General features: G+C 60.5%; 19 protein-coding genes. 14 read left to right on the top strand and 5 right to left on the bottom strand.

Annotation, left to right across the window (positions count from 1 at the left end; all coding sequences use genetic code 11):
- From ACSQ3J_RS16425 to ACSQ3J_RS16395, 7 genes are all read left to right on the top strand, one after another.
- The gene (locus tag ACSQ3J_RS16425; protein ID WP_060505961.1) at positions 1–1,500 is read left to right on the top strand and encodes a GMC oxidoreductase; all 1,500 of its coding nucleotides are present in this window, start codon (positions 1–3) and stop codon (positions 1,498–1,500) included.
- On the top strand, positions 1,497–2,270 hold the full coding sequence (locus tag ACSQ3J_RS16420; protein ID WP_060505960.1) for a 3-ketoacyl-ACP reductase: 774 nt from the start codon (positions 1,497–1,499) through the stop codon (positions 2,268–2,270). The genes ACSQ3J_RS16425 and ACSQ3J_RS16420 overlap by 4 nt, the downstream gene beginning before the upstream one ends.
- A gap of 223 nt (positions 2,271–2,493) precedes the next feature.
- Positions 2,494–4,149: a GMC family oxidoreductase gene (locus ACSQ3J_RS16415; RefSeq protein WP_060505959.1), complete on the top strand. Its 1,656-nt coding sequence runs from the start codon at positions 2,494–2,496 to the stop codon at positions 4,147–4,149.
- 9 nt (positions 4,150–4,158) lie between these two features.
- Complete coding sequence (locus ACSQ3J_RS16410; RefSeq protein WP_060505958.1) at positions 4,159–4,473, top strand: Dabb family protein; 315 nt, start codon at positions 4,159–4,161, stop codon at positions 4,471–4,473.
- 4 nt (positions 4,474–4,477) lie between these two features.
- Entirely contained in the window at positions 4,478–5,746 is a 1,269-nt protein-coding gene (locus ACSQ3J_RS16405) for a glycerate kinase type-2 family protein (RefSeq protein ID WP_436039556.1), read from the top strand.
- 132 nt (positions 5,747–5,878) lie between these two features.
- Positions 5,879–6,796 carry a transglutaminase-like domain-containing protein gene (locus ACSQ3J_RS16400; protein WP_060505957.1) on the top strand — a complete coding sequence of 306 codons (918 nt, stop codon included), beginning with the start codon at positions 5,879–5,881 and terminating at the stop codon, positions 6,794–6,796.
- 132 nt (positions 6,797–6,928) lie between these two features.
- Positions 6,929–7,117: a hypothetical protein gene (locus ACSQ3J_RS16395; protein ID WP_060505956.1), complete on the top strand. Its 189-nt coding sequence runs from the start codon at positions 6,929–6,931 to the stop codon at positions 7,115–7,117.
- A gap of 72 nt (positions 7,118–7,189) precedes the next feature.
- Here the strand turns inward: ACSQ3J_RS16395 and ACSQ3J_RS16390 are convergent, their stop codons facing one another.
- Together ACSQ3J_RS16390 and ACSQ3J_RS16385 are read right to left on the bottom strand one after the other, a co-directional pair.
- On the bottom strand, positions 7,190–7,579 hold the full coding sequence (locus ACSQ3J_RS16390) for a YybH family protein (protein WP_060505955.1): 390 nt from the start codon (positions 7,577–7,579) through the stop codon (positions 7,190–7,192).
- A 17-nt stretch (positions 7,580–7,596) separates the two neighbouring features.
- Entirely contained in the window at positions 7,597–8,223 is a 627-nt protein-coding gene (locus tag ACSQ3J_RS16385; protein WP_060505954.1) for a TetR/AcrR family transcriptional regulator, read from the bottom strand.
- 116 nt (positions 8,224–8,339) lie between these two features.
- On the opposite strand from ACSQ3J_RS16385, the gene ACSQ3J_RS16380 reads away from it, so the two are divergent.
- The 7 genes from ACSQ3J_RS16380 (at position 8,340) to ACSQ3J_RS16350 (ending at position 15,599) form a co-directional block, all read left to right on the top strand.
- The gene (locus ACSQ3J_RS16380; RefSeq protein ID WP_060505953.1) at positions 8,340–9,434 is read left to right on the top strand and encodes an ABC transporter substrate-binding protein; all 1,095 of its coding nucleotides are present in this window, start codon (positions 8,340–8,342) and stop codon (positions 9,432–9,434) included.
- A 155-nt stretch (positions 9,435–9,589) separates the two neighbouring features.
- Entirely contained in the window at positions 9,590–10,453 is an 864-nt protein-coding gene (locus tag ACSQ3J_RS16375) for an ABC transporter permease (RefSeq protein WP_060506092.1), read from the top strand.
- Position 10,454: 1 nt separating this feature from the next.
- Positions 10,455–11,243, top strand: a complete 789-nt coding sequence (locus ACSQ3J_RS16370) for an ABC transporter permease (protein ID WP_060505952.1) — start codon at positions 10,455–10,457, stop codon at positions 11,241–11,243.
- On the top strand, positions 11,240–12,334 hold the full coding sequence (locus ACSQ3J_RS16365; protein ID WP_060505951.1) for an ABC transporter ATP-binding protein: 1,095 nt from the start codon (positions 11,240–11,242) through the stop codon (positions 12,332–12,334). Before ACSQ3J_RS16370 ends, ACSQ3J_RS16365 begins: the two co-directional genes overlap by 4 nt.
- Positions 12,335–12,336: 2 nt before the next feature.
- A complete protein-coding gene (locus tag ACSQ3J_RS16360; protein WP_060505950.1) occupies positions 12,337–13,071 on the top strand; it encodes an MBL fold metallo-hydrolase in 735 nt (244 codons plus the stop codon).
- A 17-nt stretch (positions 13,072–13,088) separates the two neighbouring features.
- Positions 13,089–14,522, top strand: coding sequence for an aldehyde dehydrogenase family protein (locus tag ACSQ3J_RS16355; RefSeq protein WP_060505949.1), 1,434 nt, complete (start codon positions 13,089–13,091; stop codon positions 14,520–14,522).
- A 171-nt stretch (positions 14,523–14,693) separates the two neighbouring features.
- The gene (locus ACSQ3J_RS16350; RefSeq protein WP_060506091.1) at positions 14,694–15,599 is read left to right on the top strand and encodes a DMT family transporter; all 906 of its coding nucleotides are present in this window, start codon (positions 14,694–14,696) and stop codon (positions 15,597–15,599) included.
- Positions 15,600–15,610: 11 nt separating this feature from the next.
- Here the strand turns inward: ACSQ3J_RS16350 and ACSQ3J_RS16345 are convergent, their stop codons facing one another.
- From ACSQ3J_RS16345 to ACSQ3J_RS16335, 3 genes are read right to left on the bottom strand one after another with little or no spacing between them, the layout of a single operon-like run.
- Complete coding sequence (locus ACSQ3J_RS16345; RefSeq protein ID WP_060505948.1) at positions 15,611–16,789, bottom strand: aminotransferase; 1,179 nt, start codon at positions 16,787–16,789, stop codon at positions 15,611–15,613.
- Positions 16,790–16,823: 34 nt separating this feature from the next.
- Entirely contained in the window at positions 16,824–17,870 is a 1,047-nt protein-coding gene (locus tag ACSQ3J_RS16340; protein WP_156397724.1) for a LysR substrate-binding domain-containing protein, read from the bottom strand.
- Positions 17,827–18,063, bottom strand: coding sequence for a hypothetical protein (locus tag ACSQ3J_RS16335; RefSeq protein ID WP_156393926.1), 237 nt, complete (start codon positions 18,061–18,063; stop codon positions 17,827–17,829). The genes ACSQ3J_RS16340 and ACSQ3J_RS16335 overlap by 44 nt, the downstream gene beginning before the upstream one ends.
- Positions 18,064–18,111: the final 48 nt, after the last annotated feature.

The following is an 18,111-nucleotide window of genomic DNA, read 5'->3' as shown; positions in this document are numbered from 1 at the left end:
ATGGTCAACCAGCCCGACATCGTCATCATCGGTTCCGGCATCGGCGGAGCGACGGTCGCTTCGGCGCTTGCCGGGTCGGGCGCACGCATCGCCATCCTCGAGCGCGGCGAGCGCCTTCCCGACACGCCGGAAACGCGCAGCTATAAATCCATCTTCGTTGATGGACACTTCCGGCCAAAGGAGATGTGGCGCGAACCGGACGGGACGGCGTTCAATCCAGGGAATTTCTATTTCGTCGGAGGCAATTCCAAGCTCTTCGGCGCGGTCCTTCTGCGCTACCGCGCCGAGGACTTTACCGAAATGCAGCATCTCGGCGGTGTCTCGCCGGCCTGGCCCTTTCCCTACGAGGAACTGGAACCATGGTACGGCAAGGCGGAACGGCTGTTTGCGGTGCGCGGCGAGCTTGGTCAGGACCCGACGGAACCTGCGCACTCGACGCCCTATTCTCACGGCCCGGTACCGGACGAGCCCGCAATCGCCCGCGCCCGCGCCGAGTTGAAGGCGCAGGGACTGCATCCGGCGACATTGCCGCTCGGCGTCGATATCGACACCTGGCTGGCCGGCGGACGCACGCCGTGGGATGGCTTTCCCAACACGGGCAAGGGCAAGAAGGACGCCGAGACCGCGCCGCTTGCCGTCGCGCTGAAGGACCCGAATATCGAGCTGATCACCTCCGCTTATGTCGAGACGCTGGAAGCCGGGCCAGGCGGGCGGATCGAGGCGATCCACTACGTCCACAAAGGCGAGAGGAAACGATTGTCCCCGAAGCTGGTGATCCTGTCGGCCGGCGCGATCAATTCCGCCGCGATCCTGCTGCGCTCCGGCGATGGCAAGGGAATTGCCAACCGCTCCGATCAGGTCGGCCGCAACTTCATGAACCACAATTGCAGCGCCATGCTGGCCATCAACCCGTTCCGGCGCAACGACAGCGTCTACCAGAAGACGCTGATGCTGAACGACTACTACCTCACCGGTGGGCGTGATGGCTTGCCGCTGGGCAATGTCCAGCTGCTCGGCAAGATCAACGGAGACATCCTCAAGGCCAATGCGCCACGTTACGCACCGCGCTTCGCCCTCGATTTCATGGCTGGCCACGCCATCGATTGGTACATGATGACAGAGGATCTGCCGAATCCGGAAAGCCGCATCATGGTCGATGGCAAGGGCATCATCATGCAGTGGCGGCGCTCCAACATGGAGGCACTGTCCGGGCTTGAGGCGAAGATGCGCGCCCACTTCAAGGCGGCGGGTTATCCGATCGTGTTGTCCCAACCGTTCGACAAACGCACACCGTCGCACCAATGCGGCACGGTGCGCATGGGCAACGACCCGGCGTCTGCGCCGCTCGATCCGTACTGCCGGGCCTTTGATCACTCGAACCTTTATGTTGTCGATGGCGGCTGCCTGCCGACATCGGCCGCCGTCAATCCGGCGCTGACGGTTGCCGCACAGGCGCTGCGTGTAGCCGATCACATCATCGCGAAGGATCTGGCGGCATGAGCAATCACAAACGCCCTGTCGCCATCGTCACCGGCGGCCGCCGCGGAATAGGTCTCGGCATCGCCAGGGCACTGGCGAAAACCGGTTTCGACATTGCCATCACCGGTATCGGCGATGCCGATCAGGTCTCGGGTGTGCTGGAGGAGCTTGCTGCGCTCGGCGCCAAGGCGATTTTTCTGAAAGGGGATCTCTCCGAGTTGTCCGGTCATCAGGCGACGGTCGATGCGGTGCTGGCAGAATTCGGCGGGATCGATTGCCTCGTCAACAATGCCGGCATGGCATCGGTGGTGCGGGGCGATTTCCTTGAGCTTGCCCCGGAAAACTTCGACACGATCATCGGCACCAATCTGCGTGGTACGGTGTTTTTCACTCAGGCGGTGGTGAAGGCGATGCTGGCGGGCTGTGCCCGCGGGCCGCGTTCGGTAATCAACATCACGTCCGTATCGGCGGTGATGAGTTCGCCGGAGCGTCTGGACTATTGCATCAGCAAGGCGGGGCTTGCATCGTTTTCGCAAGGGCTGACGCTGCGTTTGGCCGATACCGGTATCTCGGTGTTCGAGGTTCGCCCCGGCATTATCCGCTCCGATATGACCGCCGGCGTGTCCGCCAAGTACGACGCGTTGATAGATGGCGGGCTGGTGCCGATGAAACGCTGGGGCGAGGCGGATGATATTGGCCGCATGGTCGCGGCATTGGCCAACGGCAGCTTCGGCTTTGCCACGGGCTCGGTGATCAATGCCGACGGTGGGCTTTCGATCGGGCGATTGTAGTGAATTTTGGCTGGGAAGGGCAGGGCGTAATCCTCTTCTCCCCAGCGGGGAGAAGGTGGCCCGAAGGGCCGGATGAGGGGGAGCCAAGCACACGCGAGTTTGCGGCGACACCCCCTCATCGCCTCGCTGCGCTCAGCACTTCTCCCCGCTGGGGAGAAGAGGGAGCAGACGGCTTGCCCCGTTTGAGATCGCCGCAAGGCGACAACGTTTTAAGGACGACGACATGACCTATGACTACATCATCACCGGTGCCGGACCGGCCGGTTGCGTGCTTGCCAACCGGCTGACCGAAGACGCAGATGTCAAGGTGCTGCTGCTCGAGGCTGGCGGCAGCGACTGGAATCCTCTGTTCCATATGCCGGCTGGCTTTGCCAAGATGACCAAGGGTGTCGCCAGCTGGGGCTGGGAGACCGTGCCGCAGAAGCACATGAAGAACCGGGTTCTGCGCTATACGCAGGCCAAAGTGATCGGCGGCGGCTCGTCGATCAACGCGCAGCTTTATACGCGCGGCAATGCGGCCGATTACGATCTCTGGGCCAGCGAGGACGGCTGCACCGGCTGGGATTACCGCAACGTGTTGCCCTATTTCAAACGCTCGGAAGACAATCAGCGTTTTGCCGACGATTACCATTCCTATGGCGGACCGCTCGGCGTCTCCATGCCGGTCTCAGGCCTGCCGATCTGCGATGCCTATATCCGCGCGGGGCAGGAGCTTGGCATTCCCTACAATCACGATTTCAATGGCAAGCAGCAGGCAGGCGTCGGCTTCTATCAGCTGACCCAGCGCAACCGCCGCCGCTCGTCGGCGTCGCTCGCCTATCTCAACCCGATCAGGGATCGCAAGAACCTGACCGTCCGGCTCGGCGCGCGGGTGACGCGGATTGTGCTGGAGGGAATGCGCGCAGTTGGCGTCGAGGTCGCGACTGCAAAGGGATTGGAAACCATCCGCGCCGAACGCGAGGTGTTGGTCTCTTCCGGGGCTATCGGATCGCCGAAACTGCTGCAGCAATCGGGCATCGGCCCGGCCGATCATCTGCGTTCTGTCGGCGTCGATGTGAAACATGACCTGCCGGGTGTCGGCAGCAATCTTCAGGATCATCTCGACCTCTTTGTCATTTCCGAATGCACCGGCGATCATACCTATGACGGCGTCGCGAAACTGCACCGCACCGTCTGGGCCGGTCTACAATATGTGCTGTTCCGCTCCGGTCCGGTCGCCTCATCGTTGTTTGAGACCGGCGGCTTCTGGTATGCCGATCCGAATGCACGCTCACCCGATATCCAGTTCCATCTGGGGCTCGGCTCCGGCATCGAGGCCGGTGTCGAGAAACTGAAGAATGCCGGCGTGACGCTGAATTCCGCCTATCTGCATCCGCGTTCGCGCGGTACCGTCCGGCTGTCGTCTTCCGATCCGGCGGCCGCCCCGCTGATCGATCCGAATTACTGGAGCGATCCGCATGATCGCAAGATGTCGCTGGAAGGCCTGAAAATCGCCCGCGAAATCTTCCAGCAGCAGGCGCTGAAACCTTACATCATGGCCGAGCGACTGCCCGGGCCGCAAGTGATGACCGATGACGAGTTGTTCGAATACGGCTGCGCCAATGCCAAGACCGATCATCATCCCGTCGGGACCTGCAAGATGGGAACCGGTGCTGACGCCGTCGTCGGGCTGGATTTGCGGGTGCATGGACTGGAGGGGCTTCGCGTCTGCGACAGTTCGGTCATGCCGCGCGTTCCCTCTTGCAATACCAACGGGCCGACGATCATGATGGGCGAAAAGGGTTCGGACATTATCCGTGAGCGGCAACCGCTTCCGGCCACCATCTTCAGCCATGAGCGCAACGATCAACGGCCGCGGGCGCGCGCCGATATCCGATAGGAGCCTGCCATGATCCGCCATTGTGTCTTCATCCGCTTTCAGTCAGCCGTTGCTGATTCCGAGCGGCAGTCGATCCTGTCTGATATCGCCGCGCTGCAGGCGTTGGTTCCCGGCTATCTTAGTTTTACCGCTGGTCCCAATGTCAGTCCGGAAGGCCTGGGCAAGGGCTATAACAGCGGGTTTATCATCGATTTTGCCGATGCGGCGGCGCGCGATGCCTATCTTGTCCATCCGGCGCATGAAAAGGCGGGCGGCCGGATCGTTGCCGCGACCGAGGGCGGCGTCGATGGTGTCTTCGTTTATGATTTCGAGATTGCAGGCTGATTTGATGATTGCTGACCCCCGTGCCTTCCTGACGAGCTTGTTTGAGGCGGCCGTCGAAGCAGCCGATCCGCTTGCCGCCATCCGTGCCCACCTGCCGGAAAAGCCGAAAGGGCGCACGATCGTCGTCGGCGCAGGCAAGGCGGCAAGCCAGATGGCAGCGGCGTTCGAAAGCCTGTGGGATGGGCCACTGGAGGGCGCTGTCGTTGCGCGTCATGGTCCGATCGCCGTGTGCGAGCGCATCCGCGTGCTGCAATCGGCCCATCCGGTGCCGGACGAGGCTGGGCTTGCCGGATCGGCGGAGCTGCTGCGGCTGGTCGAGGGGCTCACACCGGACGATCTGGTGGTGGCGTTGGTGTCCGGTGGTGGCTCGTCGCTGTTGCCCGCGCCGCCGCAAGGTCTGACCTTGGCTGACGAAATTGCCGTCAACAAGGCCCTGCTTGCGTCCGGCGCGCCGATCTCGGCGATGAATGTGGTGCGCAAGCATGTCTCTCGCATCAAGGGTGGGCGGCTGGCTTTTGCTGCTGCACCGGCGCGGGTCGTCAGCCTGATCGTCTCCGACGTGCCCGGCGACAATCCGGCCTTTGTTGCCTCCGGCCCGACGATTCCCGATATGTCCACGCCTGCTGAGGCTTTGGCCATTGTCAGCCGTTACGGCATGACACTGCCGGAAGCCGTGATGCAGCATCTGCGCTCGGAGCAGGCCGCTGCACCCACCCCAGATCATCCGGCATTTGGCAATCAACAGCACCATGTCATCGCATCAGCCAGCGTCTCGCTGGAGGCGGCAGCGGCGAAAGCGCGCGCGCTGGGCGTCGAGGCGGTGATCCTGTCGGATGCGATCGAGGGGGAAGCCCGCGATATCGGCCGGATGCATGCCGCCATCGCCCGGGAAACTGCGCTGCGCAACCGCCCGTTCTCAAAGCCGGTGGTGATCCTGTCCGGTGGCGAAACCACGGTAACGATTGCGGGCGATGCCTATGGCAAGGGCGGCCGCAACAGTGAGTTCCTGCTTTCGCTTGCGCTGGATATCGACGGTGTCGAGGGTGTTCATGCGCTGGCGGCCGATACCGATGGGATTGACGGGTCGGAGGACAATGCCGGTGCCTTTGCCGACGGTTCAACTGTGAGCCGTATGCGGGCGGCGGGCGCCGATCCCCGCGATCATCTCGCCCGCCACGATGCCTGGAGCGCATTCAGCGCCAGCGGTGATCTGTTCGTGCCCGGCCCGACTGGCACCAATGTCAATGATCTGCGGGCGATGCTGGTCGTCTAGCGGCCTGTCTGGAGGCATGGGACACGGTGTGGACGTGTTCCTGCGCGGGAGGCGCGCCCGGCCATTTTTGCGAATCTGAAACCGGAACAAATCGGTGGCATGTCCGTTCCTGCCGTGTGGTGGAGGTGGCACATGTTTATTCGGTTGGGTTACGAAATAGGCATCAATTGCAGTCAACCGACCCCTATGATGACCTTTTTGTCTGTGGATCGCACAAGGCGGCACGATATCGTCAGCGAGTGCGGGCCGATTTCCGATCCGGTGATAAAAATGGGAGAGGTTACCGACCCCTTCGGAAATGTCTGTATGCGGATGGTTGTTCCCGCAGGCGGCCTGCGCTTGACCTATGATGCAGTAATCAAGGATAGCGGGTGGCCAGATTCCGTGAACCGAGGGGCTCAGGCTGTGCCGGTCGAAAAACTGCCACCCGAATGCCTGCCCTACCTGTCAGCCAGCCGTTATTGCGAAACCGACCGTTTCGGTGCGCTTGCCTGGCGCCTTTTCGGTGAAATCGAGCCCGGTTGGGCGCGTGTTCAGGCGATATGCGACTACGTGCATCAGCGCCTGACCTTCAGTTACGGCTACACGGCAACGCTACGCACCGCGATGGAAGCACATGAGGAAAGGGCAGGGGTGTGCCGCGACTATGCGCACCTTGCCGTGACGCTCTGCCGCTCCATGAACATGCCGGCGCGTTACGTCAACGGTTACATGGGCGATATTGGCGCAACGGACAATCCGGCACCGATGGACTTCAATGCGTGGTTCGAGGTGTTTCTCGATGATCGCTGGTATACGTTCGATGCCCGCCACAATGTGCCGCGTATTGGCCGTATTGCCGTGGCGCGCGGCCGCGATGCAGCCGATATCCCGTTGATCCAGACATTCGGCAAGCATGAGTTGACGACCTTCAAGGTATGGACATCCACCGAGACGGACGGTGCGTTGACCAAACCGCACAGTCAGGCGGATGTTTCCCTTTTGACGCCGTGGTTCAGCGAACGCTGGTCCCGGCTTGTCCAGCAGAGGGCGCTTGAGAGGGGACATTGAGAACGCGGTGGCTTTCATCCGGTGGAGACGGGCCTTTGGGTTGGTTTTTTCCTGCGGGGCGCCAAAAGCAGAAAATAATATCTATAAACTTGGTGTAAAATAACGGAGAAAACGTATGGCGCTGCGGCCGTGATGGCGGCAGACATCTGCAACACTCTCGTGGAGGACAATATGCAAGGTTCGAAACCAGTCATGCAGAAAAGTCCGGTGAGCTTTGGCGCGCATTCTGCGCCGCATTTATCCTGGACGATGGCAGCGCAGGCCACTGCATTGGCCGCTGCCTTCCTGTTTGTGACCGCAATGGTCTGCGGCGCGATCTGAGTTTAACAGACAGCATAACATCGATGTTTGTATCAAGCCCCTGATCCCTCTGGATGCAGGGGCTTTGGATTTTCAGGAGGCGCGGGAAAGGTGCTCGTGGACGGCGAGCCATTTGCCGTCCGGCTGTCTTTCGAAAATGATCGTTTCCCGTTCCTGACTTGTGATGGTTTTACCGCCGAATTCCGCCCGGGTTTCAACATCATGGGTGAAAATCGCTACGCTCCCGAGCATCTGGAGGTTGCGATCACTGGAGGTGCAGGAGAGAACCTTGAAACCGTCGCGTTCCCAGAGCGCCCATTCCGCTTCATAATCCGCGCGGCTTCTCAACGGGCGATCGAGATTGTGGAAGATGAAGGTCGCGTCCTTTGAAAAGGCCGCGAAATAGCGATCGCGGTCATGTTTCGAGAAGGCCTCGACGAGGCTGTCGGCAGCTGTAAGGACCGCAGTGTCTGTATGTTCCATCCCTGATATCCTGATTGTTATTGTAGTTTCGGACTACTGATCAGTGTTGCCAGCGGCCGGTTCTGCCTGCTGACGATGTCTTTCAGTGCGTCGAGCGTCATCGCCTCGTCCTTGACGAATTCGATGAACATCATGTTGAGATTGTTGAAGAACATCTGGCCGGTGGCGGCCGTGTCGATACCCGGCATGACACCGCCACGCCGCTGCAATTTGGCAATCAGCGTCGAGACCTGGTCGCAGAGCCGGCCGTCGAGCTCCGTATAACGCCGGCTGAACGGGCTCTCCGGCTGCTGGATCGAGATCGCCATGGCGGTGCGCCACATTTCCTTGCTGAGATAGACAAGGGAATGATCGTAATATTGACCAATCAGGACTTTCAGCGCCTCGCCAACGGTCTCGGGCGGGCTGTCAACGATCGCTTTACCGGCTGCAAGCACTTCCTCGACTTCCATGGACACGGCGGCGACCAGGATATCGCCCTTGTTCTGATAGTAATTGTAGAACGTGCCCACCGAGACTTCCGCGCGCTCGGCGATATCTTCGATGCGGGCGCTGTCATAACCAACTTCCCGAAAAAGGATTGTCGCTGCCTGCAAAATGCGCCGGTTCCTATCGGCTTTCTGTCGTGCACGAAGCCCGGTCATGCCGCCTTTTTCCTTTTTTTGAATGTCCTCAAAAATGACATTGACTTAAAAATTGAATTCATTCAATCTTTTTGTGAAGGCGCCGCAATGAGCGCTGTAAACCAGAGGGCAACGCGATGATCACTTCCGTGAATGGCGCTTTCGCGCGTCGATTTTTCTCTTCCGTGGCTGCGGTCTCGCTCGCTGCCGTCTCCACCGTCACCGCGCCTGCACCGGCGTTTGCGACCGAAGAACTGAATGCCCTGGTCTGGTGCGATCATACGGACCCGGCGCTGGTCGAGCCGTTCGAAAAGGCCAATGATGTCAAGGTCAACCTCAAGGACTACGAGGGAACCGGCGCGGCATTGTCGATCCTCGAACAGTCGCAGCCAGGTGACTGGGATGTGCTCGTCATCGACGGCGTCGATGTCCAGCGCGCCGTCGGTCTTGATCTTCTTGCCGAAATTCCCGCCGACAAGCTGCCGACGGCCGATATCTTCCCGGAAGTGCGGATGGAAGCCAACAATATGAAGGACGGCAAGACCTACGCCGTCACCGAAAAATTTGGCTACAACACGATCTCCTTTGACAAGACCAAGGTCGATCCCGCCGACATGAAGGACCTCTCGGTCATCTGGTCAGACAAGTACAAGGGCCGTATCGCGCTCTATGATTATTATCTCCCGATGATCGGCCTTGTGGCGCTTGGCCTTGGCAAGAAGACCGCCGAGCTGTCCGACGCGGACATGCCGGCTATCACCGAAAAGCTGTCGGAGATGAAGAAAGTCTCCAAGCAAGTGAGCGACGTCGTCTCGTCGCAGACGGCGCTGGCAACCGGTGAGGTCGATATTCTCGTCGGCGGTGGCGAATGGATTACCGCTGCACTCTCGGGCGAAAAGCCCAACCTCGACTGGACGGTGCCGGATCAGGGCGCGGTCCGTTGGGCACAATCGATTGGCGTGATGAAGGCATCGAAGAAACAGGATCTGGCGCTGAAATTCGTCCAGTATATTGTCAGCCCCGAAGGGCAGGCGCGGCTGGCGACCTCGTCCTGCTACTGGGCAATGCCCGCCAACATGAAGGCCGGCGAGCACCTGACCGACGCCCAGAAAGCGGCGCTGCGCTGGAACGACCAGGCCGAATATCTGAAGAAGACGCAGCTTTATCCGATCCCGAGCGCCGAGCTTGACCAGAAGATGCAGGATGCCTGGACGGACATGATGCAGCAGTAACAAGACTGCGCAAGCATTGCCCCTCACCCTAGCCCTCTCCCCGCTTGCGGGGAGAGGGGACGACAGAGATTTCGGCATCTCCCTTCTCCCCGTTGACGGGGAGAAGGTGGCCGGCAGGCCGGATGAGGGGCTATTCCGGCACTGGAGCTATTATCATGTCCACCATCACCCTCGAAGATACCGAACGCCGCAAGGCCTGGGGTTTTGTCGCGCCGGCACTCTTGTGGACGATCGCCTTCTTCGTCTTGCCGTTCCTGTTCATGGCGGCGATGAGCCTGTGGTCGCGGGAGAGCGGACAGATCGTCCGCGCCTGGAATCTCGACAACTACATCGCCTTTTTTGCCAAGGATTCACTGTTCAAGGGACTTATGAATTCGCTCGAAATCACCCTGATCGTCACGGTGCTGTCGGTGCTTCTTGCCTACCCGCTCGCCTGGATCATCGCCGAGCGGGTGCCGAAACGGTTTCAACGTTTGGCGCTGATCATGGCGGTTTTACCGTTCTGGACGTCCTATGTGGTGCGGTCCTATTCCTGGCTCTTGGTGCTGTCGAAGAACGGTGTGATCAACCAGACGCTGATGACGCTTGGTGTTGTGGCCGAACCGCTGGAGATCGCCAGCAACCGGACGGCAACGGTGATCGGCTTCGTGCATTTCTTCGTCATGCTGCTGACGCTGACGATCTACGCCAATCTGATCCAGCTCTCGCCGAACTATCGCCGGGCGGCGGCCGATCTCGGCGCGAATGGGCTGCAGACCTTCTGGCATGTCATCCTGCCGCTGACATTGCCGGGGATCATGACCGGTGCGTTTTTGACCTTCGTCCTTTGCATCGGTGACTATGTCACGCCGCAGATTCTTGGCGGCAACAACGAGCTGGTCTTGCCGCAGATCGTCATGCTGCAGCTTGGCCGCCGGGCGGATTTCCCGATGGCGGCGGCGCTGTCGATCATCTTGATGCTGGCCGTAACCGCAGCTTATGTGCTCTGCGCCCGTTGGCTGAAGATCGAAAGGGCTTGAGATGCGCGATATGATGACCAGGATCGCCTCATATGCCTATGCTGGCCTGATCTACGGCTTCATCTTCCTTCCGGTTGCGGTGCTGGTGCTGTTCTCCTTTCAGGATGGCCGCCTGCCGGTGCCGCCGTTCAACGGCTTTTCGCTGCAATGGTACGAGGCTGTCTTTGCCGATCGCAAGCTGATGGCGGCGCTCGGAAACTCCTTCATTGTCGCCATCGTCTCGTCGCTGATCGCCTGCCTGCTGGGTTTTCTCGCGGCCTATGCGCTCGCTCGTTACAAGCTGCCGGGTTCGGCGTTGCAGCGCGGTCTGCTGATAGCGCCGATGACCGTCAGCTATCTGATCATCGCGCTCGGGCTCCTGACGGTGCTCAATACATTCGGCATCAGACTGTCGCTATGGACTGTCGGGATCGGCCATGTGGTGATCAACCTGCCGCTCTGCTTTGCCATCATCTATTCCTCGATGGGCGATCATCACATCAACATCGAGCGCGCTGCACGAGACCTCAGCGCCAGCGATATCAAGGTGATGGTGCTGGTGACCGCGCCGATGCTGATGCCGTCGATCCTTGCTGCATTCTTCCTGTCGGTCACCTTCAGCTGGGATGAGTTCATCATCGCGTTCCTGTTGTCGCGCTTCGACGTGACGCTGCCAGTTGAAATCTGGAGCCTGCTACGCTCCGGTCTTAACCCCAAAACCAACGCCATCGGCTCGCTGGTCTTCCTTGTATCCGTCGCGGTGCTGGCGGTGTTGGAACTGACCCTGTTCGGAAGGACGAAAAAATCATGACCGCTGCGGTTTCGGTTCATAACGCCACCAAGACGTTTGGCGCCTTCACCGCGCTGAATGACGTTTCGCTCGATATCAAGGCCGGTGAGTTTATTGTCCTGCTCGGCCCGTCGGGCTGCGGCAAGACCACATTGCTGTCGATCCTTGGTGGCTTCCAGTCTCCGACCAGAGGCAAGGTGATGATCGGTGGCAAGGACATGACCAGCGTGCCGCCGGCAAAGCGCCCGACGACGACGATGTTTCAGGATTATGCGCTGTTTCCACACATGAAGTTGCGCGACAATGTCGGCTTTGGGCTCAGGATGCGCGGCGTGGCAAGGGCGCAGAGGGACGAAAAGGCGCTCGGCTTTCTCGATCTTGTCGGCCTGAAATCATCCGCCGACAAGAAGCCGCATGAGCTTTCAGGCGGCCAGCGCCAGCGCGTCGCCCTAGCCCGCGCACTTGCCGTCGATCCCGATGTGCTGCTGCTCGATGAGCCGCTGGGGGCGCTTGATCTGAAACTGCGCCGGCAGATGCAGGATGAATTGAAGGCGATCCAGAAGCGGGTCGGCACCACCTTCGTGCATGTGACCCACGATCAGGAAGAGGCGATGGCGATCGCCGACCGGATCGTTGTCATGAACCAGGGCCGGATCGAGGACTTTGGCCCGCCCGCCGATATCTACATGCGGCCGCGTTCGGTCTTTTCCGCAGGTTTCATGGGGGAGGTGAATTTCATCCCGGGCCAAGTGAAAAGCGTCGATGCGGCGTCTGCTCTCGTCGAAACGGCGGTTGGCTCGATAGCGCTGCCGATCACTAGCTTTACGGCTTCAGTGCTGGTTTCCAGCCAGCGGGTGGTGCTCTGTATCCGGCCGGAACATTTTCGCCGGGCGGGGGAGGCCGACGATCCGGTCGTGCCGCTGGGGGAGGCCAAGGTCACCGGCAGTGCCTTTTTCGGCACGCATTACCGCTGCCATCTGAAACCGGCGAAGGCTCCGGATCTGTCCATCGTGGCGCATATGCCGCAATCCGCAGCGGTGGCTGACGGCCAGATCGTCCCCCTTGCGGTCAGTCTCGCCGATATCGTAGCCTTGCCCCAGAGCAGGAATTGAACATGCAACGCATCAGCGCGGACAAATGGTATCAGGTGAAGCGTCTCGATGACGATGTCACCGCCATTTCCGAGCCGTTCATCCAGGAATTCTACCGTTGTAACATCTGGCATGTGCGCGGCCGGGACCGCGACATGCTGGTCGATAGCGGCATGGGCGTCGTCTCGCTCAGGGAACATGTGCCGTTGGTCACAGGGCGCGATCTGATCGCTGTCGCGAGCCACACGCATTTCGACCATATCGGTTGCCATCACGAGTTCGAATGCCGCGCCGTGCACTCGGCCGAGGCCGGGCTGCTCGCCAATCCGACGCGGGAAAACACGCTTGCCGATCCCTATGTCACCGACGAAATCTTCGATGCGCTGCCGCCGGAGCCGTATTGCTCGAAATGCTATGCGGTGAAGAAAGCGCCGGCGACGCGCATCCTTGAAGATGGCGATGTGATCGATCTCGGCGACCGGGTTTTCGAGGTCATTCATACGCCCGGTCATTCGCCCGGGGGGATTGCGCTTTACGAGAAGGCGACCGAAATTCTGTTCTCCGGCGATATTCTCTACGACGGCCCGTTGATCGAGGATACCTATCATTCCGACGCCGGAGACTATCTCTCCTCGATGGAGCGCCTGTTGAAAATCCCCGTCCGCATTGTGCATGGCGGTCATTTTCCAAGCTTCAGCGGTGAACGCTACCGCCAATTGATCAGCGATTGGCTCAACGAAAAACAGAAGACGATCTGACGGGAAGGACAAGAAGCATGCTCGATAAACGCAAGTTCTACATCAACGGCGAATGGGTCGCTCCGCTGGTTGCCAATGATCTCGAGGTTCTGAACCCTGCAACCGAAAAGCCGGTTGCGGTTATTTCCATGGGAACGGCAGGCGATATCGATCGCGCTGTAGCCGCCGCCAAGAAGGCGTTTGCCACCTATAGCCGGACGACGACGGAAGAGCGGCTGGTACTTCTGGAAAAGCTGCTGGCCATCTACAAGCGCCGCTATGAAGAGATGGCGCAGACCATCACCATGGAACTCGGCGCGCCGATCACCATGAGCACCGAGCAGCAGGCCGATGTTGGCGTTGGCCATCTCCAGGGCTTCATCGATGCCCTGAAGCGTCTGCATACGCGCGAAGTGCTGCCGAACGGCGACGTCATGCTGCGCGAGCCGATCGGCGTTTGCGGGCTGATCACACCATGGAACTGGCCGATCAACCAGATTGCGCTGAAGGTCGTTCCCGCCCTTGCGACCGGCTCGACCTGCGTGTTGAAACCGTCCGAATTCACGCCGCTGAACGCGATGCTCTATGCCGAGATGGTGCATGAGGCTGGCTTCCCGGCCGGTAGCTTCAATCTCGTCAATGGCGATGGCCTGAATGTCGGTGCGGCCCTTTCCAAGCACAAGGACGTCGACATGATGTCGTTCACGGGCTCGACCCGCGCCGGCATCGCCGTCAGTAAGGATGCGGCCGAAACGGTCAAGCGCGTGACGCTGGAGCTGGGCGGCAAGTCGCCGAACATCGTTTTCGAAGACGCCGATCTCGAAGACCGCGTTGCAGGCAGCGTGCTGGAATGCTTCAACAATTCCGGCCAGTCCTGCGATGCGCCGACCCGCCTGCTCGTCCAGAAGTCGGTCTATGACAAGGCTGTCGAAATCGCCACGCGGGTGGGTAAAGAAGCCAAAGTCGGCGATCCGACCAAGGAAGGCAGCCATATCGGGCCGCTGGTCAGCGACGTTCAGTTCGGCCGGGTGCAGGCGCTGATCGAGGCGGGCATCGCCGAAGGCGCGCGCGTTCTCGTCGGCGGTGCCGGAAAGCCGGAAGGTTTTGAGACCGGCTATTTCGTCAAGCCGACGATCTTTGCCGATGTCAACAATGGCATGCGCATCGCCCGCGAAGAGGTGTTTGGTCCGGTGCTGGCCATCATGCCGTTCGAGACAGAAGAAGAAGCGATCGAGATTGCCAACGATACCAATTACGGTCTTGCCGCCTATGTCCAGACGGGTGACCCCAAGCGTGCCGAGCGCGTCGCCTCGCGGCTTCGCGCAGGCATGGTCCATATCAACGGTGGGCCGCATCGCTATGGCAGCCCGTTCGGCGGCTACAAGCAATCCGGTAATGGCCGCGAAGGTGGCATGTTCGGGCTGGAGGATTTCCTCGAGGTGAAGACGGTTCACCGGCCGGATGCGGCCTGAGACCGTTCGTCTGATTTGAGCCGATGCCCGCAGACGCAGCGTCTGCGGGCCTAAGTTCACCGTTTCTGATCATTCCATGTATGGAAGTTGCTGTTTCCCCGCGAACCGTTCTGATAGTTTCGGGGCCCTATGGTGTGGCACGTGCTGCGCCCGTTTTATTGGACAGCTTTCGTGTCAGACACCGCACTTCCCGTATCCTCCACGGCCTCGCCATCTGCCAACCGGCTTGCACTGATTGCCCTTCTGATCGGTGGCGCTGCGATCGGCGGTTCGCCCATCTTCGTGCGCCTTTCGGAAGTCGGGCCGATGGCGACGGCGTTCTGGCGAGTGGCGCTGGCGCTTCTGCCGCTTGTGATCTGGTCGAGGACGGCCGGGAATACGGTGACCGATCAACGTCCCGCCGGACTGGCGGATTACGCTCTGCTTGTGTTGCCGGGTGTCTTTCTCGCTGTCGATCTCGCCGCCTGGCATCTGGCGCTGCACATGACATCGGTTGCCAATGCGACGTTGCTTGCCAATCTGGCCCCGATCTTTGTCACGCTCGGCTCATGGCTTTTGTTTCGCGCCCATGTCAGTGGTGTGTTCATTGCGGGTCTTGCGACAGCGCTCGCGGGTGTCGTCATCTTGAAGGGCGGGCCGGCAGCGCTCGGTGACGGCCAACTGGCGGGTGATGCGACGGCGGCATTGGCTGCGGTCTTCTATGCCGGCTATATCCTGTCGATCGGCCGTCTGCGCAGCCGCTTCTCCACCAACCGGATCATGATCTGGAGCACGGGATCGGCCGCCGTCTGCATGCTTCCGATCGCGTTCTTCTTCGAGGCGAGTTTCATGCCGACCGCATTGTTCGGCTGGGCGATCCTGTTTGGCCTTGCCTTCATCAGCCATGCGGGCGGGCAGGGGCTGATCATCTATGCGCTGGCCTTCCTGCCGCCGGCGTTTTCATCGCTGACGCTGCTGTTACAGCCGGTCGTGGCGGCAATACTCGCGTGGCTGTTGCTCAGCGAGCCGGTCGGGCTGATGCAGGCCATCGGCGGAGCGGTGGTGCTTGCCGGTATCCTCATCGCCCGCCGGGGCTGATTTTCCGCTGATCAGATTCCCGGCAGGTTGAAGCCCGACAGCCGTTCCTCGAGTTTCAGGATGGTCGGCGCATCGGCATTGGCGAAGGCGAAGCGCAGATAGCCTTCCTGGCCTTCGCCGAAATAATCACCCGGCAAGCAGACGACGCCAGCGATCTTCGCCAGTTTTTCGGCGACGAATTCCGAACGGATATCCGGATAGGGATGGCGGATGTAAGCGAAATAGGCGCCGATCGCCTGCAGCTTCCAGCCTTTGAGCTTGCTCATCACCTCTTTCAGCGCATCGGCGCGGGTGGCGATCTCGGCGCGGTTGCCCGCTCTCCATTCGCCAAGTGCGGGAATGGCCTTGGCAACGGCTGCCTGGGCCGAGCGCGGAGCGCAGATCTGTAGATTGTCCATGATCTTGGCAACCTGCTCGACCATGGCCGGTCCGGCAGTGATGGCGCCAAGCCGATGGCCGGGGATGCAGAATGATTTGGAGAAGCTGTAGAGGCAGACGAGACTGTTTTGCCACCCCTTGACAGACAGAAGATCGTGCGGTGCATCGCTGCCTTCCGGCAGGAAGTCGCGATAGGTCTCGTCGAGGATCAGCCATGTGCGGTTGGCGCGGCAAAGGTCATAGATTCGGCGCAGCAGCGCGGGTGGATAGACGGCGCCGGTCGGGTTGTTTGGCGTCACCAGCGCCAGCGCGCGAATGCCAGGCTTCAACGCTGCGGCAATGGCATCGACATCTGGCAGGAAACCGCTGCCTGCGTCGCAAGGCACCAGTTCAATACCGATGCCGAGCATCGCCAGCGTCGTCTGCTGGTTGAAATAGAAGGGGTTGGTCATCAGGATCGTATCGCCCGCACCGGCAATCGCCATGGCCGTGCAGATGAAGGCCTGGTTGCAGCCGGAGGTGATGTGGATGTTACCAGCGCTGACTTTGGCATTGTAGAGGCCGGAAACATGTTCCGCATAGGCGCTGCGCAAAACCTGTTCGCCTTCGATCGCGCCATAGCCGGTGAATGCGGGGGAGGCGGCGGCTTCACCCAGCCAGTTCAACATGTCCGGATGAGCGGGATAACCGGGAACGGCTTGGCTGAGATCGATCAGCGGTCCGCGCGACCCATCATATTCCTTGGCCCAGGCAAGCACGGATGGCACCGGTGGCGGCGAGAGCTTGGCGATCAGCGGGTTGAAATGCGGCATCGGCTTGTCCTGTGGTTATAAGGCTTGGCTATTCTTAAGATTTGGCGCGGCGTTTCGGCGCGGGTTCCGGACGCCTGTTGCGGGCGGGAGAGGATACCGGCTGAAAGCTGTCCTTGGCGGATTGTCGTTCCGGCGCACTGACCTTGTGGGTGCGGGCGCGGATGATGGTGCGTGCCGAGGTCTGTAACTCCGGCATCGGGTCGTTTTCAAGAGCGGAAAACAACCAGTCGATGAAGACCTTGACGATCGGGGCCGCGCGCACCTCGTTGCGGCAGGCGACATAGAAGGCATCGTTGGCCGGAACGGTGAGATCGAACGGGGCGATCAGTTCACCCTTGGCAATCAGGCTGCCGGCGGTAATCGTATCGCCGAGCGCTACGCCTTGATTATGCAGGGCGGCCTCGGTCGAAAGCCGGGCGTCGCTCATGAAATGCTGGCGGCCACGCTGGATATCGATGCCGTCGGCTGCTGCAAGCCAGGTGTTCCATTCGCGCCCGTCGTCACCGTGCAGGATGACGTGATCGCGCAGGTCGCGTAGCGACCGCAACGGCCGCATGTTGAGAAGCGTGGGGCTGACCACTGGAAACAGTTCCAGCCGGCTCCACAGCCGCGCCCAGCAGTCCGGCCAGTTGCCGTCGCCATAGAGCAGGCAGATATCGACATCGGCGGAGAACAGATTAGCGGCGTCATTGGAGGCGATCAGCGTCAGCTGCACGTCCGGAAACTGTTCGGTGAACTGGTGCAGGCGCGGGATCATCCAGAAGGACAAAAGTGCGGGCACGCAGACGATGCGCAGCTCGCCGCTGGTGGTCGGCCGGGTCATCGCGGCGGTGGCGGCGGCAATGCCCTCGAAGGCATGGGTGACGGCGGGCAAAAGCAGCGCACCTTGCGAGGTCAGTTTCAACCGCTTGCCGCCGCGCTCGAACAAAGCGGCGTTGAAGGACAGTTCCAGCGCTCTTATCTGATGGCTGATCGCACCATGCGTAACGTTGAGCTCGCGGGCTGCTGCCGAAACCGAACCACGCCGGGCAGTCGCTTCAAAAGCGCGCAAGGGGTTCAACGGGGGCAGGCGGCTGGACAAAAATGCGCTCCACGGCATCGAAATCGATGTTAGTTTTTCTCACATCAAAAGCTATAACAATGTCAATTGATTTTCCAATCAATTTGTTTCCTAATGAGATCAACAAAGGCAAAAGCCTGGGGAACATGCATCCGGTACCATCGCTGGCAAACAACGGCGGTTTTCCGGCTTTAGGCGCCACGAGCAGTCTCATTTTACGCTCGCCAACTCGCCCAAAATCGCACGTCTTCCAGGCCCAACA

It is taken from the genome of Rhizobium sp. LjRoot98, assembly GCF_964252935.1.
Classification (GTDB): domain Bacteria; phylum Pseudomonadota; class Alphaproteobacteria; order Rhizobiales; family Rhizobiaceae; genus Pararhizobium.
Note: the sequence above shows the minus strand (reverse complement) of the source record. Positions and strands in the feature narration are given on the sequence as shown.

What these genes read in the sequence shown, in the direction of transcription:
- ACSQ3J_RS16360 (WP_060505950.1), top strand. Translation starts at nt 12,337, where the DNA reads ATGCAACGCATCAGCGCGGACAAATGGTATCAGGTGAAGCGTCTCGAT.
- ACSQ3J_RS16385 (WP_060505954.1), bottom strand. Translation starts at nt 8,223, where the DNA reads ATGACCGGGCTTCGTGCACGACAGAAAGCCGATAGGAACCGGCGCATT.
- ACSQ3J_RS16365 (WP_060505951.1), top strand. Translation starts at nt 11,240, where the DNA reads ATGACCGCTGCGGTTTCGGTTCATAACGCCACCAAGACGTTTGGCGCC.
- ACSQ3J_RS16355 (WP_060505949.1), top strand. Translation starts at nt 13,089, where the DNA reads ATGCTCGATAAACGCAAGTTCTACATCAACGGCGAATGGGTCGCTCCG.
- ACSQ3J_RS16390 (WP_060505955.1), bottom strand. Translation starts at nt 7,579, where the DNA reads ATGGAACATACAGACACTGCGGTCCTTACAGCTGCCGACAGCCTCGTC.
- ACSQ3J_RS16395 (WP_060505956.1), top strand. Translation starts at nt 6,929, where the DNA reads ATGGCGGCAGACATCTGCAACACTCTCGTGGAGGACAATATGCAAGGT.
- ACSQ3J_RS16425 (WP_060505961.1), top strand. Translation starts at nt 1, where the DNA reads ATGGTCAACCAGCCCGACATCGTCATCATCGGTTCCGGCATCGGCGGA.
- ACSQ3J_RS16370 (WP_060505952.1), top strand. Translation starts at nt 10,455, where the DNA reads ATGCGCGATATGATGACCAGGATCGCCTCATATGCCTATGCTGGCCTG.
- ACSQ3J_RS16415 (WP_060505959.1), top strand. Translation starts at nt 2,494, where the DNA reads ATGACCTATGACTACATCATCACCGGTGCCGGACCGGCCGGTTGCGTG.
- ACSQ3J_RS16335 (WP_156393926.1), bottom strand. Translation starts at nt 18,063, where the DNA reads ATGAGACTGCTCGTGGCGCCTAAAGCCGGAAAACCGCCGTTGTTTGCC.
- ACSQ3J_RS16345 (WP_060505948.1), bottom strand. Translation starts at nt 16,789, where the DNA reads ATGCCGCATTTCAACCCGCTGATCGCCAAGCTCTCGCCGCCACCGGTG.
- ACSQ3J_RS16405 (WP_436039556.1), top strand. Translation starts at nt 4,478, where the DNA reads ATGATTGCTGACCCCCGTGCCTTCCTGACGAGCTTGTTTGAGGCGGCC.
- ACSQ3J_RS16410 (WP_060505958.1), top strand. Translation starts at nt 4,159, where the DNA reads ATGATCCGCCATTGTGTCTTCATCCGCTTTCAGTCAGCCGTTGCTGAT.
- ACSQ3J_RS16400 (WP_060505957.1), top strand. Translation starts at nt 5,879, where the DNA reads ATGTTTATTCGGTTGGGTTACGAAATAGGCATCAATTGCAGTCAACCG.
- ACSQ3J_RS16420 (WP_060505960.1), top strand. Translation starts at nt 1,497, where the DNA reads ATGAGCAATCACAAACGCCCTGTCGCCATCGTCACCGGCGGCCGCCGC.
- ACSQ3J_RS16380 (WP_060505953.1), top strand. Translation starts at nt 8,340, where the DNA reads ATGATCACTTCCGTGAATGGCGCTTTCGCGCGTCGATTTTTCTCTTCC.
- ACSQ3J_RS16375 (WP_060506092.1), top strand. Translation starts at nt 9,590, where the DNA reads ATGTCCACCATCACCCTCGAAGATACCGAACGCCGCAAGGCCTGGGGT.